We start from the raw sequence: 25,228 nt of genomic DNA on the forward strand, positions 1-25,228 counted from the left end.
CTCCTACACAGCTTTTAGTGTGGATCAGTTATTGCACATATTTGTTTTAGTTTTCTCTATAGATGTCTACAACTTCACCAATCGTTCTAATCGAGTCATCTTCAGTCAGGTAGATCTCACTATATTTATTATTGAGACTTTGTAAGTACCATGAGCCATCATAATCACGTTTTAACTTTTTAACAAAGTTTTGATTATTGACTTGGAAAATACCGATTTTATTAACTTCGACTTGACTAGATGCTTTGATAAATAGTAAATCATTATCTTTTATCAGTGGTTCCATTGAGTCACCAGCAACCTTAGCGACAGTGTCATATTTATCTCTTTCAGGAATATCATCCACACGCAACTTAACTTCCATGTGTAAATTGTCGTCCTGAAAGACCCCTTGACCTGCTGATACCAGTCCCTCAACATAGTCTGTGGTATATTCTGGATTTTCCTCCTCAGCTTTCAATTTATCAAAGATCGATGTGACTGTTCCTTTTGGATTGTTTTGTTCTTCTAATTGCTCTTGTGCAAAGTCAAGAACCTTCTTTTGTCGTGGCTCTTCTAACTGTTTATAAACAGTTGCAATTTCAGACTGTTTATTTGAGTCTGAAATTTTTCCATGTGGACTGTCTGTTAATACCAAAAGATAATCGGAAGTAACGCCAAAAATCTCTGATAACTTTTTTAAATCTTTACCTTTTGGGAAGTTTTCGTTTTTTTCCCATTTTGATACAGTTGTATAAGTCTTCATTCCAAGTATTTCAGAAAGTTCAGTTTGCGTCATGTTGCGACTCTCTCTTAACTTTCGTACTCTATCACCTAATTGTTCCATGAGACTCCTCCTTATCTCAAATGTTATATTTTGTTTATTCTTTATCTTTATTTTGATAAGTTTATTATATCAAATACATGATTAAAAATCAACTATATAAGAAAAAAGTTTTATATGACATATGAATTTAAAAAATATTTCAAAAAAAAAGAAAATAAATCATAAAAAATACTTGACATAAGATTTAAAATCATATAAAATAAAATCATCAAAACGAAAGGAGAAAAAAGAAATGGTCACTATTGCAGAGCTAAGAGCTAAAAATAACAAGATGTCTCAACGTGAGTTAGCAAAAAAACTTGGTGTTACTCAAACATCCATCAGCAATTGGGAAAAGGACCAGACTAAAATAGCGGGAGAACATCTTATTAGTTTAGCGTTGTTTTTCAATGTTTCAACTGATGACATTCTTGGCATTAAGAAAGTCACATAATTTTTTTAAACCATATATGATTTAAAATCATATAGAGACTAGAAAGGGGAAAAATGAAACCACAAAAATATCCGTATAGCGGACAAAGAAAAAAGCCTATCTCAAATGAGATAGACAGCAAGAAGCTTACTGAAGCTATTCTTGAAGCCAATCATGATACAGTTAGCGCTAATGAAGCAACAGACATTGTGCTAAATACTATTGACTCTTGTGTTTTTACACGTCTAGAAGAAAAAGGGACAACAGCAACAGTACCGATGGAAATAATGAAAAACCTACTCAAAAGAGCAGGTTGGTTGAAACCTAGCGAACGTCTAAGCTTGAAGTGGCATTTTGCTAATTCTAAAGATAAGCTAGAAATTTACAAAATACTTGCTGAACTTCCTAACGATATGTTTTAGGAAGAGTAGAGTAGCCAAAGATTGAACTTATTTTTAAAGCTACAATTTCATTGTCTTGTACAAAAACAAGCATCTCACGACTACTATCAAATTCAATCCAATTGTCAATTTTGAAAGAACCGACCGTAGAATGTAAAATTGTTCTTTCATAGTCGTCAATGGAATTGAGACAACCTCTTAGTTCGTCGATGGTCATAAAATCACCTCCTGATTTTATTATATCAGAGATGAGTTTAAATAAAAGTCAAAAAAGGAAAGAGGTAAGCATGGGAGGATTTTTAGTCATCATTTTGCTTTGGGCTATTATTTACTCACCGATTGTCTTCTCTATGTTTAAAGAGTCCCTTGAAGAACACCAAAAATCTTCGGAAAATTTTGAAGAGGAGGAAGATTGATACATGAAAAAACTAAAAAAAGCCTTCGCATATTTAGACGAGGGAGATATTGCATTAGCAATCATAGGTAGTTTAATCGGTGTAGTCATCGGAACAGCTATCTTTTATCTATTTATCGTGAAATTTCTTTGATTCAACTATATCAAAAAAAGCTTCTCACGAACGGCAATTCAATGAGAAGCGCAGCAAAAATATTATAAGGATATTATAACATGAAAACAGCAAAAAAGAAATGGGAACCAGCCATTGTCAATTTACGGAAAGTTGTCGAGGACGGCAAAGAGCAATGGATTAAGTTTGAACCATCGGAGTATGTCATCCCTGCTGGGCATCAGTACTATGACATCATCAGAGATTTAAACAGACAACAGCTAGACAAAGGAGCATAACAATGAAACTATTTAACTTTATTTTTAGTAAAAAACAAGAACAAGTCGAATTGCCACAACGACAATGGCAAAGCTGGGAAAAATCAAAAGAGCTTTACAACAAGGCTCACGACATTGCAGAGGACAGTTTGATTTGAGGTGGCAAGAATGGACTTTACAGAAGAAACAGTCACTTTGAAACGTAGCGAGTGGCAAGAAATCATACGTCAGCGTGACTACTACATCAAGGAAAATGCAGAGTTAAACGCTGTGATTGATAGTATTTTAACGTCGGTTCATAACTGGAAGGGGAAGAAGTGATGACAGTAATTAAAAATTCGTTTGTGAAATTGCGAGACATGCGTGTAGACCAAAAGAAAGCCTACGAATTGGACTTGCAAAATATCGGTTTCAATGAAACGAAGTATTTAACTATCAACGGTTTCAATGCTGCTATTAAGCGTATTGGTAAAAATCATTTATGTGGATATGTCGAAGTTCCAGATAATCTCACAATCAATATTCATGACATTGATTGTCATGGTGGGATTACGTTTGACCAAGAAAATGTGGATTTCTTTTCAATGAAGGGGCGTGTTGTTGGTTTCGATTGTGTCCATGCTTGTGACTGGACGCCAAATATACCAGCGATAACAGGAACAGAAACTTACAAAGATACTGGATTTGTGCTGAATGAAATCTGGAAAATTGTGCAGCAATTGGAGGAGTTACAAGATGAGAATTGCAAATAAGAAAATTGGTTCACAATCAAATGGATATGGTCGTATTGGCTGTGATATGGCTTTGTATGATGAAATTGTTGATATTGCTAATAAGTGTGGCTTTACACTAACGAGCGTGACGAATGCACTTCTAGGTTATGCTTTGGAGCACAGTGAGATTATCACAGAAGAAAAAGTGGTAGAGGTGCACACGTTTAGAATTGGTGCGGAGGAATTTAACGATGACAATGACAATCAATAAACTGGAAATCGAAAACGTCAAGCGGATTAAAGCGGTCAAGATTGAGCCGTCCGCAAAAGGATTGACGATTATTGGTGGTAATAATAACCAAGGTAAGACAAGCGTTTTAGACAGCATTGCGTGGGCGCTAGGTGGCAATAAGTACAAACCAAGTAAAGCTATGCGTGAAGGGTCACAAGTCCCGCCAACGCTAAAAATAACAATGTCAAACGGTCTTATAGTAGAGCGTAAGGGCAAGAATGCTAGTCTAAAAGTCATTGACCCAAACGGTCAAAAAGGCGGACAGCAGTTACTGGATAGCTTTGTGGAGGAGTTAGCTATTAACTTGCCAAAGTTCCTTGAAAGTAGTCCTAAAGACAAGGCAAACACGCTTTTACAAATCATCGGCGTTGGTGATCAGTTGGCTGAGCTGGAACTCAAAGAAAAGGAACTGTACAATCAGCGTCATGCAATTGGTGTGATTGCAGACCAAAAGGAAAAGTTCGCTAAAGAACAGGTCTACTATCCTGAAGCGCCAAAGGAAATGGTATCTATTTCAGAGCTTATCCAGCAACAACAAGACATCTTAGCCAAAAATGGTGAGAATGCTCGTAAGCGTCAGAATGTGGACATCATTAAGCAAAATTATGAGTTCAAACAAGCAGAAGTCAATGATTTCAAGATGAAGTTGAAACAGGCAGAAGAACAGCTTGCCCAACTGGCTAATGACCTTGAAGTGGCGCAAAAAGACGCTATGGACTTGCACGATGAGTCAACAGCAGAGATTGAAAAGAATATCGCTGAAATTGATGACATCAATCGTAAAGTACGTGCGAACCTTGACAAGGAAAAAGCGGAAGATGACGCAAAACTGCAACGTGAGCAGTACAACGCTTTGACGACTGACATCAACAAAGTTCGTCAAGAGAAAACGGACTTGCTGACAAATGCGGATTTGCCACTAGCGGGTCTGACCGTCGAAGATGGACAGTTACTCTATCTTGGTCAGGCTTGGGATAACATGTCAGGCAGTCAGCAGTTGCAAGTAGCGACAGCTATTATCCGCAAGCTCAAGCCAGATTGTGGTTTTGTCCTTATCGACAAGCTGGAACAAATGGACAATCAGACTTTAGAAACCTTTGGGGCTTGGCTAGAGCAGGAGGGCTTACAGGCTATCGCTACTCGTGTCTCTACTGGTGATGAATGTTCTATCATAATCGAAGATGGCTATTCTGTCGAAAACGAAAACCATCAAGCTAAACCAGCACCAGCGACAGCACCAAGCTGGCAAGGTGGATTTTAGAAAGGAAATGCTATGATTTTTGTAAAAGAGTACTGGAGTACTTACGAATTGAACAAAGATATTCGAAATAATCCCAACTGGCTGTTTGAAGTTGTCGGTTATGCGATTGGAGAACGTCGAGAGTGCACTCTAGTTAAATGGTCAGGACTTGCAACAAAAGAATTTAAGCATTATGAAAAAATGAAAGGATTGGAGAGTTAAGTTATGGATTTTACAATCACAAGAGGTAAACGTGCTCGTGCGCAGCGTGTGGTTATCTATGGACCAGAGGGCATTGGGAAGTCTAGCTTTGCAGCACAGTTCCCAGAACCGCTCTTTATTGATACAGAGGGGTCAACGGATAACATGAATGTGGCACGTCTGCCGAAACCAACCGGCTATACCATGCTGAAAAATCAAATTGCATGGGTCAAAGCTAACCCAACGGCATGCAAGACGCTGGTCATTGATACCATTGACTGGGCGGAGGCTTTGGCTATCAATCATATTTGTGCTGAAAATAACCAACCGGGTATTGAAAGTTTCGGTTATGGCAATGGCTATGTCTATTTGTGGGAGGAAATTGGACGTCTCTTAAACCTGTTGCAAGAATTAGTTGAAATTGGGATTAACGTTGTACTCACAGCGCATGCTCAAGTTAAGAAGTTTACCAAGCCTGATGAAATGGGTGGCTATGACCGCTATGAATTGAAGCTAAGTAATAAAAAAACTGAAGCGAATGTGTCTGCTAAAGTTAAAGAGTGGGCTGATATGGTTTTGTTTATTGACTATAAAACGTATATCGTTACAGACGATAAAACCAAGAAACAAAAAGCACAGGGTGGACAGCGTGTTATTCATACGACCCACTCACCAGCTTGGGACGCTAAAAACCGTCACGGCTTGCCAGACGAATTGCCACTAGACTATGCAGGTATTGCTCATATCTTCGCACCAGCACAACCACAACCGCAGCAAGAACCGCAAGCTGGCACAATGGAACCTAATCCAGTTGAGCGAGCAGACCCAACACCACAACAGCCACAGACTCAAAATCCAGCGCAAGACAGTCCACAGGCACAAGAACAGACGAGTCTTGACTTAGATATGAGCGTCGTTGCAGACAAGGCGCAACCAGTACCAACAGCGGAACAATCCCAACAAGCTAATGTTATCAGTCCGCTCATCCCTAAAGCGCTACAAGATTTGATGATTAGTAACCAAGTCACACAAGAAGAAGTGTTACAAGCAACTTATGTCAATAACATTTACCCATTGGGCACACCAGTAGAAAATATCGACCCCGATTATTGGAACTATATGGCTAGTGTCTGGGATAAGGTGATGGTAGTCATCAATGAAAAAGTACGAGCTAATCCAGATATACCCTTTACCGTGGAGGGGGCATAGGTTTTGGATTTTAGAAGCGATTGCGAGGTTTAATAAACAATGGAAAGACGTATTAACTTAGATTTATCAATTTTGGGTGATGGTGGTCTCCAAGAGAAAGTAGACAGAGAGCTTGAAAAAGTCTTTGACAATATCTTAGACCCCAACACAGACCACAAGACCAAACGTAAGCTCGTTATCACACTGACGATGAGCGCTGACGAAAGTCGTGAGGTGGTTGGTACTAGCATGGAAGTTAAGTCGACACTAGCTCCGCAAAATGGAGTCGCTACGACTGTCCTTGTCGGTCAGAAAGACGGACATGTCTACGCCAACGAGCTTAAAAGTAGCGCTCCTGGTCAAATGTATTTTGACGACCAAGCGACATTAAGGACCGATTTGGGAGAGCCAGTCGAAGACTTAGAAAAAGGTATCAATGAAGATGTCATTGATTTTAACAAGCAAAAGAAAGTAGGTAAGTAACATGAGCGAAAACATCAAAGAAGCGCTAGAGTATGCAGTGGAATTAAATCAATATGGTATGGAAATCGTCACAGCTGCTGACGGTACAGAGTATTACGACGCCAACAAAACCAGCATGCGTCGATTAAAACCAACACCTTATCCAACACCGCTGCACTTCAACACACTAGACAGTCTGATTGACTATTTGAAGTCTGGATTAGATAACATTCTGAACTCACAGCTGTTAATCGTTGTGGAAAGTCCCAAAGAGGTCAATGTCTACTCACCTTTGGACCCTGAAGTCAAACGTAGTCACATTGCTACTGTGCAGTCACTTACTCCGCATGTTCCTTTTGGAGAATATGAGAACGCTACTGATTTCAATGTATTCTTGCAATCTCTGTTTGAAGATAGCGATGACCGTGAAACTGTACTTAGCTTTGCGAGTGCCTTGAAAATCGAAAATGGTTCAGAGGTGGTCGACGATGGTATCAGTCAGACAATGACTGTCAAAATGGTGTGGCTAGTCTTGCAAAAGCAAAAGCGCCTAATCCAGTGACTTTGCGCCCATATCGCACCTTTGCAGAGGTGGAGCAACCAGCGAGCCAGTTTGTTTTTCGTATCAATCAAAATGCTCAAATGGCACTCTTTGAAGCCGACGGCGGAAAATGGCGTTTAGAAGCTATCAACAATATCGCAAACTACCTGAAAGAAAGTCTTGTATTGCAAGACAACATCACAATTTTAGCTTAAAAAGGAGACTCAAAAAATGACACAATACAACAACACTAACAACAACTTTGAACACGAGCTTGGCTGGGAAGATGAGATTACTCAAGATGGTGCGCAGTTCGTCAGTCTGACACCGGGGTTCTATCAATTTACTGTGACTAATTTTGAACGTGGACGTCACACGCCTAATCCTACAAATCCCGGTAAATTGCCAGCCTGCAATAAAGCAATTATCACAATTGAAATCGAAACTGAAGAAGGTATCGCACAACTTAAGCACAATCTTTTCTTGCACACGTCGACTGAAGGCATGTTGTCAGCATTCTTTGGTGCTATCGGTCAAAAGAAACATGGTGAACCACTACGCATGAACTGGAACATTCTTGGCGCTGAAGGTGTTTGTCAAATCAATAAACGTAAAGGAACTGGCGAATACGCTGATAGAGAGTTCGACAATATCAAGTCCATGGTCTACGCCGATGAAGTGGACTGGTCTAAGGTGCTTAACGCTCATCAAGGACAAGCACAACCAGCGCAACAAAGTCCACAAAATTATCAACAGCCACAGCAGACTTACCAACAACCTCAAACACAGCAACCGCAGTCACAACAACCACAGCAACCACAACAACAAACCTTTACTGGCTTTTAAGGAGGTCTAAATGGAACTACGACCTTATCAAAAAGAGGCTGTGGTTGCTGTACAGCAGGAATGGGAAAGTGGCAAGAAGAAGACGCTTCTTGTCCTCCCCACTGGCTGTGGTAAGACCATTGTCTTTTCAAAAATCATTGAAGAACGCGTTAGACGTGGTGAGCGTGTCCTGATACTAGCGCACCGTTCAGAACTTTTGGAGCAAGCCAGCGATAAACTCAAGACCGCAACAGGACTTGGCACAGCGCTTGAAAAAGCGGAGAGTAGTGCTATTGGCTCTTGGTATCGTGTGGTGGTTGGGTCTGTGCAGACCTTACAGCGTGAAAAACGGTTGAACCAGTTTTCAAAAGACTACTTTGACACGATTGTCATCGATGAAGCTCATCACGCTTTGTCTACAGGCTATCGGACAGTACTGGACTATTTCAGTGACGCACAGGTCTTAGGTGTGACAGCTACGCCCGACCGTGGAGACAAGCAAAATCTAGGCAAGGTATTTGATAGTTTGGCTTATGAGTATTCATTAGTTGACGCTATCAAGTCTGGCTATCTGTCTAAGATTTCGGCGGTGACTATCCCCTTGACGCTTGACTTATCCAGTGTCAGTCAACAAGCTGGGGACTTTAAAGCGAGTGACATCGGGACAGCATTAGACCCTTACTTAGAGCAAATTGCAGACGAAATGGTCAAGCAATGTAAAGACCGCAAAACAGTCGTCTTCTTACCACTGGTAAAGACCTCACAAAAATTCAGAGACATCTTAAACGCCAAAGGTTTTAAAGCTGCAGAAGTCAATGGCGAGTCCAAAGACCGTGCAGAAGTGCTAGAGGATTTCGACAAGGGCAAGTACAACGTACTGTGCAACTCTATGCTTTTGACAGAGGGCTGGGACTGTCCAAGCGTTGACTGTGTGGTGGTCTTGCGTCCAACAAAGGTGCGTGCGCTTTATAGTCAAATGGTGGGGCGTGGCACACGTCTAGCCGACGGCAAAGAAAATCTTTTATTGCTGGACTTCCTCTGGCACACTGAACGCCATGAGCTGTGTCGTCCTGCTCACCTCGTGACTGACAGTCCAGAAGTCGCTAAAAAGATGATTGAAGAGATGACTGAAGACACTGAAACAGCTTTCGAACTCATCGAAGCTGAAGAAGTCGCCAGTCAAGATGTCGTGGCTGAGCGTGAGGAAGCCCTAGCCAAACAGCTTGAGGAAATGCGCAAACGTAAGCGTAAGCTCGTTGACCCTCTGCAATTTGAAATGTCTATCCAAGCTGAGGACTTGGCGGACTATGTGCCGTCTTTTGGTTGGGAAATGGAACCACCAAGCGACAGTCAGCTAAAAGCTCTTGAAAAGTACGGTATTTTTACGGATGAAATCGGCAACGCTGGAAAAGCTAGCAAACTGCTAGACCGTCTCAACAAGCGCAAAATAAATGGACTGACTACGCCAAAACAAATCAGACTACTGGAGCGCTATGGCTTTAGAAATGTGGGTTTGTGGAAGTTTGAACAAGCAAGCTATATGATCAATCGCATAGCAGCTAGTGGCTGGCGATTGCCGCAAGGCGTCATTGCCAAAGAATATCAACCACAATAAATAGAAAGGTGAAGAATGACAGAAGGTAATTTTGACTTAATCCCTCTGCTAGACTATATCAATCCTTCTGTTCTGTCGTATCAAGAATGGATAAATGTCGGTATGGCTCTCAAACATGAGGGCTATACCGCAATGGATTGGGATAGCTGGTCGCAGGCAGACAGTCGCTACAAAAAGGGTGAGTGTTTTGCTAAATGGGATACTTTCAAAGAAGATGGTCTAGGCACAGTAACGGGTGCGACCATTACTCAAATGGCTAAAGAAAACGGCTGGGTATCAGACTACAGCGCTATGAGCAACGACGCTCACGAGTTGGACTGGAACAGCACGATTGACCGTGATTATCGCATTGTGGATAAAAACTGGGTCGAAGCTAAGGAAATCAGAGAGCCAGTCAACTGGTCGCCAGTGCATGACCTCATCACTTACATCGACACCCTTTTTGAGTCGACGGATAAGGTTGGCTATGTCACAGAGACTTATCCAATCGAGACAGACAAGGGAACAATCTACAAGCCAACAAAAGGGGCGTATGACAGAACAGCAGGCGAACTCATCCAAGCCTTGCAGAAATGCAATGGCGACATCGGAGCTGTCTTTGGAGACTACAAAGAAGAAGCTGGGGCGTGGATACGGTTCAATCCATTGGACGGGAACGGCGTCAAAAATGACAATGTAACTGATTTTCGTTTTGCGCTGGTCGAGTCGGACAGCATGGAACTTGGCAAGCAATACGCTTTGTTTAAAGAGCTAGAATTGCCAATCGCCACATTGGTGCATAGTGGTAAGAAGTCGCTACACGCTATCGTGAAAGTCGACGCTAGAGACTATCAAGAGTATCGTAAGCGTGTAGACTACATCTATCAAATCTGTAAAAAAAATGGCTTAGACATCGACACGCAGAACCGCAATCCAAGCAGGCTGTCTCGCATGCCTGGTGTCATTCGTGACGGACATAAGCAGTTCTTGATTGATACTAACATCGGTAAAGCGAATTATGACGAGTGGTATCAATGGATTGAAGACTTGAACGATGACTTGCCTGACCCTGAAACGCTATCAGAGCAGTGGGACAATCTGCCTGACTTAGCGCCAGAACTTATAAAGGGCGTCTTACGTCAAGGACATAAGCTCTTAATCGCTGGTCCATCCAAGGCTGGTAAGTCCTTTGCCTTGATAGAGCTATCTATCGCCATTGCAGAGGGTAGAGACTGGCTGGGTTGGCAGTGTGAACAAGGGCGTGTGCTCTACGTCAACTTGGAGCTAGACAGACCGTCAGCACTTCATCGTTTCAAGGATGTTTACCAAGCAATGCAGCTAAAACCTGCCAATCTGAAAAACATCGACATTTGGAACTTGCGTGGTAAGACTGTTCCGATGGACAAGTTAGCGCCGAAACTTATCAGGCGTTCACTTAAAAAGAACTATCAAGCAGTTATCATTGACCCGATTTACAAAGTGCTGACTGGTGATGAGAACAGTGCAGACCAGATGGCGCACTTCACCAATCAGTTCGACAAAGTCGCTACAGAGCTTGGCTGTTCTGTGATTTACTGTCATCACCACTCTAAAGGCGCTCAAGGTGGTAAGAAGTCTATGGACCGTGCGAGCGGTTCAGGAGTGTTTGCTCGTGACCCTGACGCATTGATAGACTTAGTTGAGCTTGAGCTGTCAGACGACATCATCAAGACACGCATTGATAAAGTCAAATGCGAACACTACAAGAAAGCTCTGCAAGAGCAAAACTTAGCTTACTATCAACAGCATGTTTCATTAGATGACTTGCAAAGTCGAGCACAAATGCAAAAGCATTTTGAACAAGCTATAGACGATGTGCTAGTTAGAGCGCCTTACGTTGACGCTATGAAAGCAGCGGTACACGCTATCGAGATTAGTACCGCTTGGCGAGTTGAGGGAACGTTGCGTGAGTTTGCGAAGTTTCCACCAGTAAATATGTGGTTTAGCTATCCAGTCCACAGCATTGATGACACAGGCGTGCTGGCTGATATACAGCTAGAAGATAGTAAGCCTGCATGGCAAAAAGCCAAGGACAGTAGAAAGTCCAAAAAAGAAAAACTCAAAGAGCGACAAGAGAAACTAGAGACAGCTTATAGCGCATTGTTCGATGGCACAACGCCAGTAACTCAAAAAGAGCTTGCTGAATATCTGGACACTACTGAGAGAACTGTACTCAATTATGTGAAAGAACATGACGGTTTCATCGCTCAAAAAGGAACAATTTATCAAGTTGCTCAATCAGAAAAAAATGAAAAATAATGTTTTTTTCAAAAGGTGCATTCTACGAAAGAAAGAAAAAAACATGTTGAAAACAACGTGAAAGAGTATGTTATTTTCATTTCGTACCACGAAAAATAATGTTTTTTTCAAAGATTTCTTGCTACGAAAAAAACGAGAAAAAACATGTTATTTTCATGAAGAAAACAGTATTAGACTTAAAAGTCGTAGTAAAATGTTTTTCCTTCGTCAAAAGTCAAAGAGAAAAGGAAAAGGGGCTGTAAGCTCTGCCCCTTTATCCTTTGTCTCATCTTTGACAAAGGCGCACATAAAACATGAATTTTGAAAGGAGAAAAAATGAGACGTAAAAAAGTAAGGTCAGCGAAGTTGGAGATTGGTAAACGCATGCCACCTTTATATCATAAATTGCCCAACCAAATTTATGACGCTCAAAATTCCGAAGTATTGAAATGGATAGCAGAGCAACCACAACTTTTGGAATGGACATTCGCTCAACTAAAAACAGCAGGTTATGTTGAGTACAATTCTGAAACTGGTGTGTGGTCTGGAATAGAGGATTGGGAGTAAAGTCTATGAGTAAATACAATTTTGAAACAGGTCAGCATGATTTACCATTTATGGGAACAGACCCAGTAAAAAGACCATCGCACTATCAAGGTCGTTATGGACTAGAAGCGATTGACGTTGTGACGAACTTTGCAGCTTGTCCTGAATACATTGAGGGGTTCTACTGGGGCAATGCTATCAAGTATATGTTGCGCTGGCATGCAAAAGGTGGCGTTCAAGATTTGAAGAAAGCACGTCAAAACTTGAATTGGTTAATTGAGAGTTTGGAAGGTAAGAACAATGATTGAGTTTTTCTTGCCGATGAAAAAAATTCCAACGATTACCCACCAACAGAAAAAAGTCCGTGTGGTGAAAGGTAGACCACAGTTTTACGAACCAGATGAACTGAAAGCGACACGAGCGCAGTTCGTGGATATGCTAGCCAGTCATCGACCAGATAAGCCAATGGATGGTCCATTGCGACTAACCACAAAATGGATTTTTCCACGAGTGCGTGGAACGTACGACGGTCAACCCAAACACACAAAGCCCGATACAGACAATCTCATCAAGCTACTAAAAGACTGCATGGAACGGACTGGCTACTACGTCAATGATAGTCGTGTGGCGAGTGAGATTACTGAAAAATTTTGGGGTGATACAGTTGGTATCTACGTTCGCTTGGAGGAATTAGTATGAAGATAAACTATATCGAGTTTTTCGAGACTGTTGTGCCAAGCTGGATGAGAGAAAGCAATCAAAAAATGGCTGAACTTGGTTTTGGTTCGTTGGCATATTGGGAATGGTGCAATCAGTCTATCGTAGCGATTTGTGAGCGCTATGAAAATGACGAGTTAGTCAATGGTCAGTTTCATCTTATCTGGGACTGGCTAGACGAAAAAGCGAAAGGAGTACAAGCATGAGTTACACAGTGACAGTGATTTTCGACAACATGGAAGTTGACGAAACACACTACTTTGAAAAAGAGGGCGACGCTAGAAAGTGTCTAGCACAGCTCAAGGCTAAATATCGTGGTAAGCCGATGTATAAAGTGGAATTTGAGGAGGTGAAGTAGACATGTTTAAAATACAAAAAGGAAAATATAATGGTGAGACTAAATTGATTGGTGGACTCGAAATTATAGGAGCAAGTCTTAGCACTGATGAAACTGGAGTAAGATATCTACTTTCTGATGGTAGCGAGGTGTATGAAAAGACTGTTTCGTTATTACTGGAAAAGCCCAAGGTTAAACTACCGAAATCGGTGGCGGATTACTTAGAAGTATGTAAGGAAAATCTTCCTATAAGTATATTTACAGCGATGTCGCCCACTTTTATGCGAAAACATTTTCAGGAACCTGATACGATTTTATGGATGAAGTCCACAAAAAATCAAGAACTCTTCGCTCGAGCATGGCTTGATGGGTATGAGGTGGAGGAAGATAAGCTGTATACAGTAGCTATTAAAAGTACTGGACAATTTTTGCACTTGCATAAAGAGGGTAACTTTGGATTTGCTTATATCAGTGCTGTATTTGAGCGAAAAACGACTTTCACCAAGAAAGAACTCATCGACGCAGGATTTGGTGGTGTGTTTGATAACGAAATGTTTGAAGTGGAGGAGGTAGAGTAATGGAATTACCTAGCAATTTTGAAAATATGTTCAAGGGTATTTATGGTTGGACTACTAGCGGAGACAAGGCGGTTGCACCAGTTCATAAATTTCCTCGTGAAGTTAAAGAACGAGCTGATTATTTCGCAGAAATGGCGGAAGATGGGTTGACTTTCTTAGGGGTTGTTGAATGTATATTTGCAGAGGAAAAGCCAACAGATTATGATTTAGGAGCTACTAAACCATGGCTACCTATGACAGAAACTTTCACAGAATGGGTCGGTTATTTGCATAATATGGCTCAGATGGAGATGATAGTTTATTTACTATATGGATATTCAGGAAGTGTGGGAGCTGAGGAGGTAGTAAATGACTAACAACACAGCGAGCCTCGTTTTGGGTCTACTGATTACTGGCACTGTGCTGGTGCTGGCGTTCATAGATAGGAGGAAATGATGACTAAATACGAGACAATCACAGCAACGTTAATAGTTATTTTGTTATTGATAGTTATAGCTTGTTTTAACGAAAATAATCGTTTACGTCATCAACTAGAGACACAACAGCCCAAAATCATCATTCACAAAGTTGATAACGCTGGCGCTTCGATTGTCGGCAAAGTCACAGACAAGGAAATCATCGAGGGGTGCTATACAGTGACAGTTGGGGCTTATGGTAAGTTCCTTGTCACAAAAGAACAGTATGAGTCAGTGGCTGTTGGTGATAATGTGCCTGATTATTTGAAAGGAAAGGCGAATGACTAAAGTTTTCAAAGAACATAATAACCGCAAAATCGCTAATCAATACGCTGAATATGTGACTGGTGAAGCCTTTAGAAAATATGTGGCGGGCAAGGTCAAGCAGTATGTTGGCGATAATCCAAGTGTTTTTGACGGTGCTGTCGGCTCTGGACAGCTAGAGTGGTTAGTTGAGCCAAGGCATGTCTATGGCGTAGAAATCCAGTCAGCGTCTTGTGAGGTTTTCAAAGAGAACTACGGCGACAAGGCTCATGTCTATAATCAATCGTTCTTTGATTTTGAAGAGGTCGTTTTAGCGGATTGTGTCATCATGAACCCACCGTTTTCATTGATGTTTAAGGACTTGTCAGACCATGAAAAAGCAGTCATTCAAAAAGAATTTCCTTGGAAAAAGTCAGGCAAGATTGATGACATGTTTGTCTTGAAATCGCTCAAACACAGCAAACGTTACGGCTTTTATATCCTCTTTCCGGGTGTCGGCTATCGTGGGACTGAACGGAAGTTTAGAGAGTTGATTGGCAATCAATTAGCTGAATTGAACCTTGTCCAGAATGGCTTTGAGGACACAAGTATTGACGTCTTGTTTATCGTTGTTGATAAAGAAAAGACAGGCAAGACCTGTCAACGTGAAATCTACGATTGCAAGAGTGGTAGTCAACTATTAGTTGACAGTTGGGGAATTGATACGGATAATTGGGAACAGCCGCGGATTGAAGCGGAAAAAGAAGTCATCGACATTGACTTTGTCAATCAAGAACTGGACAGGATAGTCTTAGACCGCTTGCAAAAGCACCTAGAGTCACAATTGCTGGTTATTCGCTATTTTGGGGCGGATATTGATTATCTAGGCTTTATTTCAAAGGCGTACGATATTCTAGCGAACTATGAAGTACAGTACAATCTTGGAGGGTAATAAAAAAGCCGTGATTACTCACAGCATGTTAAAGCATATATTTAATACTATTATAACATGAAAGGGTAATCATGAGCAAAGCGTACGATATTTTAAACGAACTCAAAATGCTGACGCCATACATTCAAAGCTTAGAAGATGAGCGTGAGCAGTTGAGAGCATCACTCTTGACCAGTCCAAAAATCAGTGACATGAAAGTTGCTGGCGGTATTAAACGCAACGTTGATGACTCGTATATTAGTATGCTTGGCATTGATGAGGAACTTGAAGAAGCTCTCAAACGTAAACGAGAGCTGACTGGATTACTTAAGCAACTACCGCACGAGGAAGGGCTGGTCTTGAGAATGGCGTTTATTAACAGGTACAGTGAATATGAAATCCGAGACCGATTGCGAATTGGTCGCAATAGGTACTATCAACTTAAAAAAGGTGGTATCAAAATGTTGGATGAGATTTTACTAGGCGGTACAAATTAACACTAATTAACACAAATTAACACTAATCAACACATTGCAAAGTGTTATTATAGTATTATCAAATAATTGAACGAAGAGCTGTGAGACTATCGCGGCTCTTTTCTTGTGAGGTTAATATGTTATTACTAATCAACTTTATCTGGAATGCTATCGCTATCATCTTTGGCTTAATGGTGCTAGGCTTTCTTATCTTTATCAGTGTAATGCTTATCGCTGCTGCTATTCAAACGTTCAAGGATATGAAGTAATGCCACGAGTGAGACGATGTAGATACGACAACTGTCACGCTCTGGTAGAGTTACCACTGCACTATTGCAGTCAGCACATACACTACGAAGCTAAGTACAAAGAAGAGCGTGAGCGATACAGTCGTTCGAGATACAACAAGTATCAACGCAATCGCAATGACGAGAAGAAAGAACAGTATCAGTTCTATAGGTCAAAGCAATGGGTACATCTAAGACAATCGGTGCTGGACAGTCAGCACTATCTCTGTCAGTACTGTCTAGCAAAGAGCAAGCTAACGCCAAACAGCAAGACTGTGGATCACATTATTCCAATCGAGATCAACAGTCAACTAAAAGCTGACAGTTCAAACTTAGCAACGACTTGCAGAGCCTGTCATAACCTAAAAACCGAATGGGAGCGGTGCTATTACGGCACTGGGGCAGGCAATAAACGAACAAACGCTCCGCAAATCAAAAATATCAAAACTATCGTTCGTTTAATGACAAAATAATTTTACACCCCCCGCCTAGTCAAGCCGTAAGGAGAGCCGCCACAAGGTGTTTTCTTACGTCGCAGACGATTTTTTCAGATTTTTAATGGGTGTCTTAATTAAATTAGGAAGGAGGGGTGGCGAGTGGTAAAGAACCCGTACTTTAAGCAGAATAAAGGGAAGTTACCCAACGACCCTCCAAACTATCTAGGTAAGGTGGCGAGGGCAGTTTGGGTGAAAATCGTTCCGTTTTTAGAACACACAGAGAAAGTCCAGCGTATCGACAGCATGTTGGTTGAGTTGTACTGCACGACTTACGAGGTCTACAGGCTGTCTTACCAAGACGTTAAAGAAAACGGCATACAACAAGCAATCACCAAGCCTATTCAAGCACAGGGCAGTGGTGAGATATTGGGCGAGCAGTTTTTAGGCTTTAAAAAGAACCCAGCAGTCGCCACAATGAAAGACGCTGTGGACACTCTCAATAAGGTTGCTATACAGCTGGGACTGACACCAAAAGGGCGTCAAGAGTTGCTGGCAATCGTGGATGAGGACAAGGATGATAAGAGCGCAGGCGACGCCCTCAAGGATTTCTTTGGAGGTGCTGAATGATTGATCTAACTAAAACCCATGATGTCATCGGCGCTTACAAGAGCATTGATTGGACAGACATCCGCAAAAACTACAAAGACCCCGGCACAGCATACGCCTTTAAAGTTCTTGACGGTGACATCATGGCTAGCTATAAAATCCAGCTGGCTTGTTTTCGCCACCTTCGAGACTTGCAACGGCAGGGGCAGGATGACTTTCCATTTGTCTACTCAATCAGTGCTTTAAACAAGTTTTTGAAGTTTACAAGCATTGTCCCAAATATTGATAACTTGGACGAGCCGTTACATCTTATGGATTGGCAAGTCTTTATTTTCAGTCAGATAATGGCGTGGTTAGATGATAAAGGTCTACCACGCTTTTCTAATATCGTTTTATCTATTGCACGGGCGCAGGGCAAAACGATGATAGCTGGTATTTTGGAATGCTACTCATTTTTGATTGAGACTATAGGGCTATCTAACCAAGACTTTCTGGTTAGCTCTCTGAACTTTGAGCAGACCATGAAGCTCTTTGGATATATCAAGTCAATGATGGCTCGTATTATCGAACGTGAGCCATTCAAGAGCCTAGCCGAAGAAACAGGCGTACAGCTCTACTCTCGTGAAATCAAATCACTAGCAGCTAACAATGTCATCAATACGATTTCTTTCGAGTCCGGCAAATTCGATAGTAAGCACTTTAAGCTGGCTGTGGCGGATGAGGTCGGCGAGCTTAGGGTGGATGACGGTATTTCCAAGATTACATCTGGACAAGTTAACACTGAAGGCTCACGCTTTATTGAGATTTCAACAGCTTACACTGTGCCTGACGTGCCGTTTCATCGAGAACAACAAAAGCTCATTGAGGTCATGGAACGAGACTTTGACCGAGCTGGCGATGACCAGCTGTGCCTTATTTGGTCTCAAGACAGCCTTGAGGAGACTTTTAAGCCCGAAACATGGTATAAGAGCAATCCTTTGCTATATCTTAAAAGCCACCATGACAACTTGATGAAGAGCTTGATTTCAGAGCGAGACAAAAAGATGATGATGGGTAAACTAGCAGACTTTCAAGTCAAAAATATGAATATGTGGCTAAATGCTGATAGCAACTCATTTCTGAACCTTGATGACATTGAGTCAGCTGTTATTCCAAAGTTTGACATTCGCAATCGTCAAGTTTACGTCGGCGTGGACTATTCGCTGTTTAGCGATAATACGGCGATAGCTTTTGTGTACCCCTACGCCGATGATAACAATACGCCAAAATGGCATATTGAACAGCATTCATTCATTCCTTGGCAACAAGCTGGCAGTCTTGAAGCTAAAGAGAAAAAGGACGGTATGAACTATCGTGAGCTGGCAGAGCAGGGCTACTGTACTATCACTAGCCACCCTCAAGGTCTCATCAACGATGATCAGGTCTATCAGTGGCTAGTCAATTACATTGAGGACAATCAGCTAGATGTCATCTTTTTTGGATATGACGCTATGGGTATCACGAAGGTGATTAAAGCCTTGGAGCTTAACACCAGCTATCCATTGCAGCCTATCCGCCAAAGGACTAGTGAACTAAAAGACCCAACAAAGTTCTTACAGACTTTGTTTATTGAGGGCAATGCGACACGGCTTGATGACCCTATCATGCGAAAAGCCTTGTTAAATGCAGTCATCGTTGAGGACAAGGTTGGTATTCAAGTCAGCAAAACCACAGCAAGCTATAAAATTGACGTGGTGGACGCTATTATTAACGCCCTTTATCAAGCTATGTTTCACTTTGAGGACTATGGCTTGCCAAACGACAGGGCTTATATGGTTGACCATATGAGCCAAGAAGCGGTCAGAGAGTGGCTAATGTCGGATGAGTCTGGCTCAATCTCGGATGAAGATTATTGGTGAAAGGAGGAAAAACATGCTATTTAAGTCATTTTTTACAGGAATTTGGGCAATTTTTGACGTTTTAATGTTTATTGCAGCAGCTATCACTATCAACGTGACCATGTATCATGTCGGCTGGCTTGCTTTTGGTATCACGCTCACTGTGACTTTCATTTTAGCTGGTCTAGGGGCTGAATTGATTGCAGGGCATAAACGAGAATAGGAAGGAGAACACTAAACTATGCCGATTTTACACTTTTCAAACACAGCAAACAAAGAACCACCCCAAAACGAGGTGGACGCCTACGGACTAACCTCGTTTGACCTCAACCAGCTTTTGACTGGTGGGGATTGGGTATCTGCTCATGAAGCACTTAAAAATTCGGACTTGTTTGCAATCGTTAATCAGCTGTCCAACGACTTAGCCAACGTCACCTTGACCGTTGAGCGCAGTCGCATGCAAGGGATTGTAAACAATCCAAGCAATATCGTGAGCCGACACAGCTTTTACCAGTCCATTTTTGCCCAGCTCTTACTTGGTGGTGAAGCCTTTGCCTATCGCTGGCGCAATCAAAATGGGTCTGACGTGAAATGGGAGTTTTTGAAGCCCTCACAAGTCACTCAATACCCTTATGATTATGAAAATGGTCTTTACTACAATATCAGCTTTGAAGACCCAAAAGTTAGCCCTAAAATGCACGTCCCGCAAAATGACGTCTTGCATTTCAAGCTACTTTCAATTGACGGTGGTCGGAACGGTGTCAGCCCCCTCACAGCTCTAGTTAATGAGCGTGAAATCCAAAAGGCGTCGCACAAGCTGACATTAGACGCCCTCAAAAACTCACTCAACGCCAATGGTGTGCTCAAGATTAAGAACGGTGGTCTATTGTCCATGAAAGAAAAGGCGGCACGCTCAAGAGCAGTACAACGGCAAATGACAGGCGGACCGTTGGTGCTGGATGACCTAGAAGAATTTCAATCACTGGAAATCAAGTCAAACGTGTCGCAGCTACTTAATCAAGCAAACTGGACAACGACGCAGTTCGCCAAGGTCTACGGTATCCCAGACAGCTACTTAGGCGGTCAAGGTGACCAGCAGTCATCCCTTGACCAAATCAAGGGGCTGTACGCCCATGCTATCAATCGCTATATGCAACCACTAGTTAGCGAGCTATGCTTTAAACTAGGCACAGCGATTGATGTCAATATCTACCCAGCCATTGACCCAGTGGGCGAGAGCTACGCCTCAACTATTGCGAGCATGGTCGCTAAAGGGACGCTGGCGCAAAACCAAGGCGAGTTTCTTTTGAAGCGTGCTGGGTTCTTGCCGGATGACTTGCCTGAAGCAGACCGAACTCTATTGAGCACCCATAAGACAACGAAAGGAGGTGAGGGAAATGGGGACAATTGATATTAAAGGCGATGTCGTTGATAATCTCTACGGCACTTTTTTTGACTATTGGGGAATAGACAGCGTCTATCCCAAAAAAGTGAAAGAAGCGATTGATAACGACGAAGATGATGAGCTTGTCTTGGATATTGCGTCAAACGGCGGTGATGTCTTTGCAGCAAGCGAAATCTACACTATGCTAAAAGCGAGCGGTAAAAAAGTAACCGTGCGTGTCCAAGGTCTAGCAGCAAGCGCAGCTAGTGTGATTGCCATGGCTGGCGATGTGGTCAAGATGAGTCCAACGGCTCAAATGATGATACACAAAGCGAGCAGTGGTCTAGTTGGCAATGCGGACGATATGCGCCACAATGCCGAGACGTTGGACAGCGTGGACAGTGCTATTGTCAATGCTTACAAGCTAAAGACTGGGCGTGATGAAGCGGACATCTTGCAGTTAATGCAGAATGAGACGTGGATGAACGCCCAAAAAGCAGTTGACATGGGCTTTGCTGACGAGATGATGTTCGTCAATGAAGATGAAGACATCATCACCAACAGCATGCACAGCTTGCCAAGCAAGACAGCGCTCAACACTTTTTTGAATATGCTGGCTAAAGACAAAGCAACAACAAATAACTTAAAAGCACAGAAACTTGCGATTTTGCAAGAAAAGGAGATGACAACATGAACAAAACAGTAAACGAACTTAATGAACTCTGGATTTCAGCAGGGCACAAGGTCGAAGACCTCAACGAAAAAATCAACGCAGCACTTAACGATGACTCTTTCTCTGCTGAGTCATTCAAAGAACTTAAAGCAGAGCGTGACAACGCCAAAGCACGCCGTGACGCTTTGCATGAACAAATGATTGAAGCACAAGCGCAGGCAGTAGTAGCTATGTCAGAAGATGACGTGGAAGAACTGACTGACAAAGAAAAAGACATCAAAGACACCTTTGTTAAAAACTTTGTGTCTATGGTCAAAGGTGACCCAACTATCCTAGCACAAGTCGGCTCTGACACTGACGAGTCTGGCAATCAAATTGGCTTGACTATCCCTCAAGACATCCGCACTACTATCAACAAGCTAGTACGTCGTTTTGACAGCCTTGAGCAATACGTCAATAAAGAGTCTGTCACAACCCCAACTGGGTCTCGTGTCTTTGAAAAATGGTCTGACATCACACCACTTGCCAACCTTGACGCTGAAGACGCAGCGATTGGCGACAATGACGACCCTAAACTTACTCTTGTTAAATACGCTATCAAGCGTTATGCAGGTATCACTACAGCAACTAACACATTGCTCAAAGACACCGCTGAAAACATTTTGGCTTGGTTGTCTGACTGGATTGCTAAGAAAGTCGTTGTGACTCGTAACCTCAAAATCATCGAAGCCATGGACGCTGTACCAGCTAAACCAACCATCACCAGCTTTGATGACATCAAGGATTTGGCGCTTAAAGGTGTAGACCCATCCATTCGCTCTACCTCTTTCTTTTTGACAAACACATCAGGTATCACAGAGCTTGCCAAAGTCAAGGACGCCATGGGCAACTACCTCTTGCAGCGTGATGTGACTCAACCAGACCGTTACCTCATCGAAGGCAAACAAGTCGTTGAAATCGCTGATAAATGGCTACCAAGCAAGTCAGGCAACCACCCACTTTACTTTGGTGACCTCAAGCAAGCCGTGACACTCTTTGACCGTGAACACCTATCCTTGCTCACTACTAACATCGGTGCTGGTGCGTTTGAAAAAGACTTGACTAAAATCCGTGTGATTGACCGCTTTGACGTGGTTACAACTGACAAAGAAGCGTTTGTCGCAGGGTCATTTAAGAAAGTCGCTGATCAAGCAGGTAACCTTAAAACCACCGCTGGAGCGTAAGGAGGATAGCGTATGAGTGTCACAGTTGAAGACATTAAAAGCATGATGGCAGTTGATGGCAACGATGATAACACACTCATTGAAAGCTATCTGACAGCTGCTACAGCGTTTGTCAAAAATGCTATTGGGAGCGATGAGACCTTTTACAGTAAAGCTGACGTTGTACCGCTCTTTGATGTTGCGGTCAAGGCACTAGCTGGTAGTTACTATCAGTATCGCATTGCGCTTAGTGACACTCAAACGTACGCTATTGACTTGACGCTAAATAGCATTATTGGACAGCTAAGAGGGCTATATGATAGCCACCTAGAGGAGGTGTAGAATGGTTAAGAAGTTCTTACCATCCGAGTTCAATAAAAAGGCGGAGTTTTGCACGATGACCTCAAGCCCAAACGCCGCTGGGGTCAATGTGCCAAGGCTGACAACGGCTTTTACTTTGCACGTCAAACCGCAAAAGCGCACACTTAATCAGCAATATCAAGCGACACAAGCTGGACTAGACGACACGATAGTTATTGTGTGTAGGCACAATAAAAAGCTAAATGACAGCTATAAGGTGCGTATGGACGGCGTCGCTTATGATATTGTCACTATCAGCTCTGACGGTAGTTTTGGTTTTGGCAAGTATGACTACATTACCTTGCGCAAACAAAAGAAAGTGGGGCGTTGATATGATTGGACTCGATAGCGCTCTTAATGATTGGCTAGATGAAGTCAAGCACTTAACTGACCTCACGCCAAAAGAGCAGGCGCAAGTCACTAAAGCTGGCGCTGACGTGTTCAAAGAAGAACTTGAAAGAGAGACGAAAAAACGACACTACTCAAGGCATAAAAACTCTGTCTATGGGCATATGGCAGACAATCTTGCTGTCCAAGGCAAGGATGTAGACGGACGTGTGACAGGCGTGTCGACGGTAGGCTGGAACAATCCCTATCATGCGTCCAATGCCCGCCGTTTGAATGACGGCACAAAGAAATACAAGGCTGACCACTTTGTGACTAATGTTCAGGACAGCAAAGAGGTGCAAGCCAAAGTCTTACAGGCTGAAAAAGAAGCCTATGAACGTATTGTCAATAAAAAGAGGGGGTGAGTTATGTTAGCGACATTAGAAGCCCAACGCTTGCTGGAAGAGGGTCAGTTTACAGATATAGACTATATCTACACCACGAACATCCCTCAAGAAATGCAAGACAACACCGATAAGACAATCGCTTTAATCACTGACGTTAATACGACTCTTGACCTTGAAGGCAATAACACCTTTTATGGCGTGCGTCATGCGGTGGAAATTCAGTTATTTTACAAGTTTGATTTACCAGATGACTTTGACATGGACGCTTTTGAGTTATCGCTCTATCGCTTTTTCAAAGAAAATCACTGGTCAATCACAGACATTAGAGAGCACACAGTAGACCCCGACACGTTACAAGTGACGGCGGTCTTTTATGTTGCTCAAGAAAAATTAGTATAAGGAGAAAATTAAATGGCAGTAGTTGGTTTAAAAATGGTTACTTTGGCTCTCGTAAATCCAAAGACACAACAACTTTTAAAAGGCGCAGAAGGACTTTCAGAAAGTGGTATCGTTGAAGTTGACAACACCATGCTTGGTACTAAAACAGCGAATATCACAAATTTTGAAGGTAGTATCTCAAAAGTGCCTGGTAATAACCAAGTTCAAGACGTGTTTGTGGGACCTGGTTCACCTCAAGTAGCGTTTGACTTTAATAATCTTGATTTTGAAGTGAAACAAAAAATTCTAGGGCGTGAGTCTGACGGTAAAGGTGGTTTTGTGGACAAAGGCACTAAGCCACACGTCGCAGTGCTGATTGAGACTGAAACACTAGACCGTAAGAACTCAATTTACTTTGGTTTTGGGGCTGGTATTTTCCAAGAAACTGCTCAAAATATCGGTACTGACACAGACACAGCTCAAACACGTAACGATGACAACATGACTTACAATGCATTGTCTACTAAGAATTTTGACGGTGAGCCTATCAAGACTTACTTTTCGGGCGCAACAGGCTTCGACAAGAAGAATATGCTTAAAGAAGTACTTGGTGGCTATGCTGCCCCAGCAAGCGTAGGCGCTTAATTGCTCTAAGGTCGCATATTGCGACCTTTTATTTTTGTAAAGGAGACTATCATGGCAGGAATTAAAACACTTACTATCCCAGAATTGGCTAAAAAGCCTTTTGTTATCGCAACCACTAATCGCAACATGCGACGCATGCAACAATATCAACTTGAAATTGCAAAACTGTCTGATACACCAGACGATGACTTAACAGCGCAAATTGAGGCTGGTATCAATATCATTGACGAAACACTAAAATTCATGCGTTCAATCCTCGACTTGGACGACGCACAAATGGAAGTCCTCGAAAACATGGACTATGAAGAAACTCAAAAGATTGCTCAACGTATCACAGGGCGCATGATGGGCTTATCTGACGAGGAAATTGAAGCGCAGGAGTCAGCCCCAAAGGAACAGTAGATTGGAGCAGGCGTGTCTTTGAGCTTGAGAATGTCATCGCTGACATGGACTTAGCTGAAAAGCACGCATTGATGAACTTTGGCTGGACACTCGATGACTATGAAAATGCGGACTATTTCCGCTTGATGGAAGTCATGACAGCCAAAGAAGTCGAAGAAAGACCTGTAGACCCGATGACATTGCTAGGACTAGGAAGGAGGTAGC

43 protein-coding genes and 1 pseudogene are annotated in these 25,228 nt (G+C 42.4%); 42 read left to right on the forward strand and 2 right to left on the reverse strand.

Going from position 1 to position 25,228, the window contains the following annotated elements; translation table 11 throughout:
- Positions 1–46 precede the first annotated feature (46 nt).
- On the reverse strand, positions 47–826 hold the full coding sequence (locus G5B60_RS00805; protein ID WP_164682143.1) for a helix-turn-helix domain-containing protein: 780 nt from the start codon (positions 824–826) through the stop codon (positions 47–49).
- A gap of 199 nt (positions 827–1,025) precedes the next feature.
- Here G5B60_RS00805 and G5B60_RS00810 point away from each other — a divergent pair, with 199 nt between their 5' ends.
- Both G5B60_RS00810 and G5B60_RS00815 read left to right on the forward strand, forming a co-directional pair.
- Positions 1,026–1,259: a helix-turn-helix domain-containing protein gene (locus G5B60_RS00810; protein WP_277423800.1), complete on the forward strand. Its 234-nt coding sequence runs from the start codon at positions 1,026–1,028 to the stop codon at positions 1,257–1,259.
- Positions 1,260–1,312: 53 nt separating this feature from the next.
- Entirely contained in the window at positions 1,313–1,660 is a 348-nt protein-coding gene (locus G5B60_RS00815; protein WP_164682027.1) for a hypothetical protein, read from the forward strand.
- Here the strand turns inward: G5B60_RS00815 and G5B60_RS00820 are convergent.
- Positions 1,644–1,856, reverse strand: coding sequence for a hypothetical protein (locus tag G5B60_RS00820; protein WP_164682145.1), 213 nt, complete (start codon positions 1,854–1,856; stop codon positions 1,644–1,646). The genes G5B60_RS00815 and G5B60_RS00820 overlap by 17 nt on opposite strands.
- A gap of 70 nt (positions 1,857–1,926) precedes the next feature.
- Between G5B60_RS00820 and G5B60_RS11540 the strand changes: the two genes are divergently transcribed.
- The 40 genes and pseudogenes from G5B60_RS11540 to G5B60_RS01000 all read left to right on the forward strand — a co-directional run bounded on the left by G5B60_RS11540 (position 1,927) and on the right by G5B60_RS01000 (position 25,227).
- A complete protein-coding gene (locus tag G5B60_RS11540; protein ID WP_277423776.1) occupies positions 1,927–2,055 on the forward strand; it encodes a hypothetical protein in 129 nt (42 codons plus the stop codon).
- A 3-nt stretch (positions 2,056–2,058) separates the two neighbouring features.
- Positions 2,059–2,187, forward strand: coding sequence for a hypothetical protein (locus G5B60_RS11545; RefSeq protein ID WP_277423777.1), 129 nt, complete (start codon positions 2,059–2,061; stop codon positions 2,185–2,187).
- 80 nt (positions 2,188–2,267) lie between these two features.
- The gene (locus tag G5B60_RS00825; protein WP_164682146.1) at positions 2,268–2,444 is read left to right on the forward strand and encodes a BOW99_gp33 family protein; all 177 of its coding nucleotides are present in this window, start codon (positions 2,268–2,270) and stop codon (positions 2,442–2,444) included.
- A gap of 2 nt (positions 2,445–2,446) precedes the next feature.
- Positions 2,447–2,581 (forward strand): hypothetical protein, encoded by a 135-nt coding sequence (locus tag G5B60_RS11550; protein WP_277423778.1) that lies wholly within the window; start codon positions 2,447–2,449, stop codon positions 2,579–2,581.
- A gap of 10 nt (positions 2,582–2,591) precedes the next feature.
- Positions 2,592–2,744: a hypothetical protein gene (locus G5B60_RS00830; protein WP_164682147.1), complete on the forward strand. Its 153-nt coding sequence runs from the start codon at positions 2,592–2,594 to the stop codon at positions 2,742–2,744.
- Positions 2,744–3,175 carry a hypothetical protein gene (locus G5B60_RS00835; RefSeq protein ID WP_164682148.1) on the forward strand — a complete coding sequence of 144 codons (432 nt, stop codon included), beginning with the start codon at positions 2,744–2,746 and terminating at the stop codon, positions 3,173–3,175. The genes G5B60_RS00830 and G5B60_RS00835 overlap by 1 nt, the downstream gene beginning before the upstream one ends.
- Positions 3,159–3,407: a hypothetical protein gene (locus G5B60_RS00840; RefSeq protein WP_241154459.1), complete on the forward strand. Its 249-nt coding sequence runs from the start codon at positions 3,159–3,161 to the stop codon at positions 3,405–3,407. The genes G5B60_RS00835 and G5B60_RS00840 overlap by 17 nt, the downstream gene beginning before the upstream one ends.
- On the forward strand, positions 3,388–4,689 hold the full coding sequence (locus G5B60_RS00845) for an AAA family ATPase (RefSeq protein ID WP_164682149.1): 1,302 nt from the start codon (positions 3,388–3,390) through the stop codon (positions 4,687–4,689). Before G5B60_RS00840 ends, G5B60_RS00845 begins: the two co-directional genes overlap by 20 nt.
- Before the next feature lie 12 nt (positions 4,690–4,701).
- Positions 4,702–4,890: a hypothetical protein gene (locus G5B60_RS00850; protein ID WP_164682150.1), complete on the forward strand. Its 189-nt coding sequence runs from the start codon at positions 4,702–4,704 to the stop codon at positions 4,888–4,890.
- Positions 4,891–4,893: 3 nt separating this feature from the next.
- Complete coding sequence (locus G5B60_RS00855; RefSeq protein WP_164682151.1) at positions 4,894–6,078, forward strand: ATP-binding protein; 1,185 nt, start codon at positions 4,894–4,896, stop codon at positions 6,076–6,078.
- A gap of 39 nt (positions 6,079–6,117) precedes the next feature.
- Positions 6,118–6,540 (forward strand): hypothetical protein, encoded by a 423-nt coding sequence (locus tag G5B60_RS00860; RefSeq protein WP_164682152.1) that lies wholly within the window; start codon positions 6,118–6,120, stop codon positions 6,538–6,540.
- A 1-nt stretch (position 6,541) separates the two neighbouring features.
- Positions 6,542–7,275, forward strand: a pseudogene (locus G5B60_RS00865) (hypothetical protein).
- 16 nt (positions 7,276–7,291) lie between these two features.
- On the forward strand, positions 7,292–7,906 hold the full coding sequence (locus G5B60_RS00870) for a hypothetical protein (protein ID WP_164682153.1): 615 nt from the start codon (positions 7,292–7,294) through the stop codon (positions 7,904–7,906).
- Between the two features lie 10 nt (positions 7,907–7,916).
- Positions 7,917–9,500, forward strand: a complete 1,584-nt coding sequence (locus G5B60_RS00875) for a DEAD/DEAH box helicase (RefSeq protein ID WP_164682154.1) — start codon at positions 7,917–7,919, stop codon at positions 9,498–9,500.
- Positions 9,501–9,515: 15 nt separating this feature from the next.
- The gene (locus G5B60_RS00880) at positions 9,516–11,777 is read left to right on the forward strand and encodes an AAA family ATPase (RefSeq protein ID WP_164682155.1); all 2,262 of its coding nucleotides are present in this window, start codon (positions 9,516–9,518) and stop codon (positions 11,775–11,777) included.
- A 315-nt stretch (positions 11,778–12,092) separates the two neighbouring features.
- A complete protein-coding gene (locus G5B60_RS00885) occupies positions 12,093–12,323 on the forward strand; it encodes a hypothetical protein (protein ID WP_164682156.1) in 231 nt (76 codons plus the stop codon).
- Positions 12,324–12,328: 5 nt separating this feature from the next.
- Positions 12,329–12,610 carry a DUF3310 domain-containing protein gene (locus G5B60_RS00890; RefSeq protein WP_164682157.1) on the forward strand — a complete coding sequence of 94 codons (282 nt, stop codon included), beginning with the start codon at positions 12,329–12,331 and terminating at the stop codon, positions 12,608–12,610.
- Entirely contained in the window at positions 12,603–13,001 is a 399-nt protein-coding gene (locus tag G5B60_RS00895; RefSeq protein WP_164682158.1) for a RusA family crossover junction endodeoxyribonuclease, read from the forward strand. Before G5B60_RS00890 ends, G5B60_RS00895 begins: the two co-directional genes overlap by 8 nt.
- Positions 12,998–13,225 carry a hypothetical protein gene (locus G5B60_RS00900; RefSeq protein ID WP_164682159.1) on the forward strand — a complete coding sequence of 76 codons (228 nt, stop codon included), beginning with the start codon at positions 12,998–13,000 and terminating at the stop codon, positions 13,223–13,225. The genes G5B60_RS00895 and G5B60_RS00900 overlap by 4 nt, the downstream gene beginning before the upstream one ends.
- Positions 13,222–13,377, forward strand: coding sequence for a DUF7204 family protein (locus tag G5B60_RS00905; RefSeq protein WP_164682160.1), 156 nt, complete (start codon positions 13,222–13,224; stop codon positions 13,375–13,377). The genes G5B60_RS00900 and G5B60_RS00905 overlap by 4 nt, the downstream gene beginning before the upstream one ends.
- A 2-nt stretch (positions 13,378–13,379) precedes the next feature.
- Positions 13,380–13,934 carry a DUF1642 domain-containing protein gene (locus tag G5B60_RS00910; RefSeq protein ID WP_164682161.1) on the forward strand — a complete coding sequence of 185 codons (555 nt, stop codon included), beginning with the start codon at positions 13,380–13,382 and terminating at the stop codon, positions 13,932–13,934.
- Positions 13,934–14,290, forward strand: a complete 357-nt coding sequence (locus tag G5B60_RS00915; RefSeq protein ID WP_164682162.1) for a hypothetical protein — start codon at positions 13,934–13,936, stop codon at positions 14,288–14,290. Before G5B60_RS00910 ends, G5B60_RS00915 begins: the two co-directional genes overlap by 1 nt.
- Before the next feature lie 75 nt (positions 14,291–14,365).
- Positions 14,366–14,677, forward strand: coding sequence for a DUF1372 family protein (locus G5B60_RS00920; protein ID WP_241154460.1), 312 nt, complete (start codon positions 14,366–14,368; stop codon positions 14,675–14,677).
- Positions 14,670–15,584 carry an N-6 DNA methylase gene (locus G5B60_RS00925; protein ID WP_164682163.1) on the forward strand — a complete coding sequence of 305 codons (915 nt, stop codon included), beginning with the start codon at positions 14,670–14,672 and terminating at the stop codon, positions 15,582–15,584. Before G5B60_RS00920 ends, G5B60_RS00925 begins: the two co-directional genes overlap by 8 nt.
- A gap of 71 nt (positions 15,585–15,655) precedes the next feature.
- Positions 15,656–16,060: a DUF1492 domain-containing protein gene (locus G5B60_RS00930; protein WP_164682164.1), complete on the forward strand. Its 405-nt coding sequence runs from the start codon at positions 15,656–15,658 to the stop codon at positions 16,058–16,060.
- A 116-nt stretch (positions 16,061–16,176) separates the two neighbouring features.
- Positions 16,177–16,308, forward strand: a complete 132-nt coding sequence (locus G5B60_RS11555) for a hypothetical protein (RefSeq protein ID WP_277423779.1) — start codon at positions 16,177–16,179, stop codon at positions 16,306–16,308.
- Positions 16,308–16,799 (forward strand): HNH endonuclease, encoded by a 492-nt coding sequence (locus G5B60_RS00935; RefSeq protein ID WP_164682165.1) that lies wholly within the window; start codon positions 16,308–16,310, stop codon positions 16,797–16,799. The genes G5B60_RS11555 and G5B60_RS00935 overlap by 1 nt, the downstream gene beginning before the upstream one ends.
- A gap of 123 nt (positions 16,800–16,922) precedes the next feature.
- Entirely contained in the window at positions 16,923–17,390 is a 468-nt protein-coding gene (locus G5B60_RS00940; RefSeq protein ID WP_164682166.1) for a phage terminase small subunit P27 family, read from the forward strand.
- Entirely contained in the window at positions 17,387–19,267 is a 1,881-nt protein-coding gene (locus tag G5B60_RS00945) for a terminase large subunit (protein WP_164682167.1), read from the forward strand. Before G5B60_RS00940 ends, G5B60_RS00945 begins: the two co-directional genes overlap by 4 nt.
- A 13-nt stretch (positions 19,268–19,280) precedes the next feature.
- On the forward strand, positions 19,281–19,469 hold the full coding sequence (locus G5B60_RS00950; protein ID WP_164682168.1) for a DUF1056 family protein: 189 nt from the start codon (positions 19,281–19,283) through the stop codon (positions 19,467–19,469).
- Positions 19,470–19,487: 18 nt separating this feature from the next.
- Positions 19,488–20,657 carry a phage portal protein gene (locus G5B60_RS00955; protein WP_164682169.1) on the forward strand — a complete coding sequence of 390 codons (1,170 nt, stop codon included), beginning with the start codon at positions 19,488–19,490 and terminating at the stop codon, positions 20,655–20,657.
- Complete coding sequence (locus tag G5B60_RS00960; protein WP_164682170.1) at positions 20,644–21,324, forward strand: head maturation protease, ClpP-related; 681 nt, start codon at positions 20,644–20,646, stop codon at positions 21,322–21,324. The genes G5B60_RS00955 and G5B60_RS00960 overlap by 14 nt, the downstream gene beginning before the upstream one ends.
- Entirely contained in the window at positions 21,321–22,526 is a 1,206-nt protein-coding gene (locus tag G5B60_RS00965) for a phage major capsid protein (protein ID WP_164682171.1), read from the forward strand. The genes G5B60_RS00960 and G5B60_RS00965 overlap by 4 nt, the downstream gene beginning before the upstream one ends.
- Positions 22,527–22,538: 12 nt before the next feature.
- Positions 22,539–22,847 carry a head-tail connector protein gene (locus tag G5B60_RS00970; protein ID WP_164682172.1) on the forward strand — a complete coding sequence of 103 codons (309 nt, stop codon included), beginning with the start codon at positions 22,539–22,541 and terminating at the stop codon, positions 22,845–22,847.
- Position 22,848: 1 nt separating this feature from the next.
- On the forward strand, positions 22,849–23,196 hold the full coding sequence (locus G5B60_RS00975; protein ID WP_164682173.1) for a phage head closure protein: 348 nt from the start codon (positions 22,849–22,851) through the stop codon (positions 23,194–23,196).
- A gap of 1 nt (position 23,197) precedes the next feature.
- Entirely contained in the window at positions 23,198–23,617 is a 420-nt protein-coding gene (locus G5B60_RS00980; RefSeq protein WP_164682174.1) for an HK97-gp10 family putative phage morphogenesis protein, read from the forward strand.
- A gap of 3 nt (positions 23,618–23,620) precedes the next feature.
- A complete protein-coding gene (locus G5B60_RS00985) occupies positions 23,621–23,998 on the forward strand; it encodes a DUF806 family protein (protein ID WP_164682175.1) in 378 nt (125 codons plus the stop codon).
- A gap of 12 nt (positions 23,999–24,010) precedes the next feature.
- On the forward strand, positions 24,011–24,622 hold the full coding sequence (locus tag G5B60_RS00990) for a phage tail protein (RefSeq protein WP_164682176.1): 612 nt from the start codon (positions 24,011–24,013) through the stop codon (positions 24,620–24,622).
- Between the two features lie 51 nt (positions 24,623–24,673).
- The gene (locus tag G5B60_RS00995) at positions 24,674–25,024 is read left to right on the forward strand and encodes a phage tail tube assembly chaperone (RefSeq protein WP_164682177.1); all 351 of its coding nucleotides are present in this window, start codon (positions 24,674–24,676) and stop codon (positions 25,022–25,024) included.
- A 44-nt stretch (positions 25,025–25,068) separates the two neighbouring features.
- Positions 25,069–25,227, forward strand: a complete 159-nt coding sequence (locus G5B60_RS01000; RefSeq protein WP_164682178.1) for a hypothetical protein — start codon at positions 25,069–25,071, stop codon at positions 25,225–25,227.
- The last annotated feature ends 1 nt before the right edge of the window (position 25,228 follow it).

This window comes from Streptococcus hyointestinalis (assembly GCF_011039275.1).
Taxonomy (GTDB): Bacteria; Bacillota; Bacilli; order Lactobacillales; family Streptococcaceae; genus Streptococcus; species Streptococcus hyointestinalis_A.

Bases quoted from the DNA above. Each gene is read 5' to 3' on its own strand.
- G5B60_RS00805 (WP_164682143.1), bottom strand. From the start codon at position 826: ATGGAACAATTAGGTGATAGAGTACGAAAGTTAAGAGAGAGTCGCAAC.
- G5B60_RS00815 (WP_164682027.1), top strand. From the start codon at position 1,313: ATGAAACCACAAAAATATCCGTATAGCGGACAAAGAAAAAAGCCTATC.
- G5B60_RS00820 (WP_164682145.1), bottom strand. From the start codon at position 1,856: ATGACCATCGACGAACTAAGAGGTTGTCTCAATTCCATTGACGACTAT.
- G5B60_RS11540 (WP_277423776.1), top strand. From the start codon at position 1,927: ATGGGAGGATTTTTAGTCATCATTTTGCTTTGGGCTATTATTTACTCA.
- G5B60_RS11545 (WP_277423777.1), top strand. From the start codon at position 2,059: ATGAAAAAACTAAAAAAAGCCTTCGCATATTTAGACGAGGGAGATATT.
- G5B60_RS00825 (WP_164682146.1), top strand. From the start codon at position 2,268: ATGAAAACAGCAAAAAAGAAATGGGAACCAGCCATTGTCAATTTACGG.
- G5B60_RS11550 (WP_277423778.1), top strand. From the start codon at position 2,447: ATGAAACTATTTAACTTTATTTTTAGTAAAAAACAAGAACAAGTCGAA.
- G5B60_RS00830 (WP_164682147.1), top strand. From the start codon at position 2,592: ATGGACTTTACAGAAGAAACAGTCACTTTGAAACGTAGCGAGTGGCAA.
- G5B60_RS00835 (WP_164682148.1), top strand. From the start codon at position 2,744: ATGACAGTAATTAAAAATTCGTTTGTGAAATTGCGAGACATGCGTGTA.
- G5B60_RS00840 (WP_241154459.1), top strand. From the start codon at position 3,159: ATGAGAATTGCAAATAAGAAAATTGGTTCACAATCAAATGGATATGGT.
- G5B60_RS00845 (WP_164682149.1), top strand. From the start codon at position 3,388: ATGACAATGACAATCAATAAACTGGAAATCGAAAACGTCAAGCGGATT.
- G5B60_RS00850 (WP_164682150.1), top strand. From the start codon at position 4,702: ATGATTTTTGTAAAAGAGTACTGGAGTACTTACGAATTGAACAAAGAT.
- G5B60_RS00855 (WP_164682151.1), top strand. From the start codon at position 4,894: ATGGATTTTACAATCACAAGAGGTAAACGTGCTCGTGCGCAGCGTGTG.
- G5B60_RS00860 (WP_164682152.1), top strand. From the start codon at position 6,118: ATGGAAAGACGTATTAACTTAGATTTATCAATTTTGGGTGATGGTGGT.
- G5B60_RS00870 (WP_164682153.1), top strand. From the start codon at position 7,292: ATGACACAATACAACAACACTAACAACAACTTTGAACACGAGCTTGGC.
- G5B60_RS00875 (WP_164682154.1), top strand. From the start codon at position 7,917: ATGGAACTACGACCTTATCAAAAAGAGGCTGTGGTTGCTGTACAGCAG.
- G5B60_RS00880 (WP_164682155.1), top strand. From the start codon at position 9,516: ATGACAGAAGGTAATTTTGACTTAATCCCTCTGCTAGACTATATCAAT.
- G5B60_RS00885 (WP_164682156.1), top strand. From the start codon at position 12,093: ATGAGACGTAAAAAAGTAAGGTCAGCGAAGTTGGAGATTGGTAAACGC.
- G5B60_RS00890 (WP_164682157.1), top strand. From the start codon at position 12,329: ATGAGTAAATACAATTTTGAAACAGGTCAGCATGATTTACCATTTATG.
- G5B60_RS00895 (WP_164682158.1), top strand. From the start codon at position 12,603: ATGATTGAGTTTTTCTTGCCGATGAAAAAAATTCCAACGATTACCCAC.
- G5B60_RS00900 (WP_164682159.1), top strand. From the start codon at position 12,998: ATGAAGATAAACTATATCGAGTTTTTCGAGACTGTTGTGCCAAGCTGG.
- G5B60_RS00905 (WP_164682160.1), top strand. From the start codon at position 13,222: ATGAGTTACACAGTGACAGTGATTTTCGACAACATGGAAGTTGACGAA.
- G5B60_RS00910 (WP_164682161.1), top strand. From the start codon at position 13,380: ATGTTTAAAATACAAAAAGGAAAATATAATGGTGAGACTAAATTGATT.
- G5B60_RS00915 (WP_164682162.1), top strand. From the start codon at position 13,934: ATGGAATTACCTAGCAATTTTGAAAATATGTTCAAGGGTATTTATGGT.
- G5B60_RS00920 (WP_241154460.1), top strand. From the start codon at position 14,366: ATGATGACTAAATACGAGACAATCACAGCAACGTTAATAGTTATTTTG.
- G5B60_RS00925 (WP_164682163.1), top strand. From the start codon at position 14,670: ATGACTAAAGTTTTCAAAGAACATAATAACCGCAAAATCGCTAATCAA.
- G5B60_RS00930 (WP_164682164.1), top strand. From the start codon at position 15,656: ATGAGCAAAGCGTACGATATTTTAAACGAACTCAAAATGCTGACGCCA.
- G5B60_RS11555 (WP_277423779.1), top strand. From the start codon at position 16,177: ATGTTATTACTAATCAACTTTATCTGGAATGCTATCGCTATCATCTTT.
- G5B60_RS00935 (WP_164682165.1), top strand. From the start codon at position 16,308: ATGCCACGAGTGAGACGATGTAGATACGACAACTGTCACGCTCTGGTA.
- G5B60_RS00945 (WP_164682167.1), top strand. From the start codon at position 17,387: ATGATTGATCTAACTAAAACCCATGATGTCATCGGCGCTTACAAGAGC.
- G5B60_RS00950 (WP_164682168.1), top strand. From the start codon at position 19,281: ATGCTATTTAAGTCATTTTTTACAGGAATTTGGGCAATTTTTGACGTT.
- G5B60_RS00955 (WP_164682169.1), top strand. From the start codon at position 19,488: ATGCCGATTTTACACTTTTCAAACACAGCAAACAAAGAACCACCCCAA.
- G5B60_RS00960 (WP_164682170.1), top strand. From the start codon at position 20,644: ATGGGGACAATTGATATTAAAGGCGATGTCGTTGATAATCTCTACGGC.
- G5B60_RS00965 (WP_164682171.1), top strand. From the start codon at position 21,321: ATGAACAAAACAGTAAACGAACTTAATGAACTCTGGATTTCAGCAGGG.
- G5B60_RS00970 (WP_164682172.1), top strand. From the start codon at position 22,539: ATGAGTGTCACAGTTGAAGACATTAAAAGCATGATGGCAGTTGATGGC.
- G5B60_RS00975 (WP_164682173.1), top strand. From the start codon at position 22,849: ATGGTTAAGAAGTTCTTACCATCCGAGTTCAATAAAAAGGCGGAGTTT.
- G5B60_RS00980 (WP_164682174.1), top strand. From the start codon at position 23,198: ATGATTGGACTCGATAGCGCTCTTAATGATTGGCTAGATGAAGTCAAG.
- G5B60_RS00985 (WP_164682175.1), top strand. From the start codon at position 23,621: ATGTTAGCGACATTAGAAGCCCAACGCTTGCTGGAAGAGGGTCAGTTT.
- G5B60_RS00990 (WP_164682176.1), top strand. From the start codon at position 24,011: ATGGCAGTAGTTGGTTTAAAAATGGTTACTTTGGCTCTCGTAAATCCA.
- G5B60_RS00995 (WP_164682177.1), top strand. From the start codon at position 24,674: ATGGCAGGAATTAAAACACTTACTATCCCAGAATTGGCTAAAAAGCCT.
- G5B60_RS01000 (WP_164682178.1), top strand. From the start codon at position 25,069: ATGGACTTAGCTGAAAAGCACGCATTGATGAACTTTGGCTGGACACTC.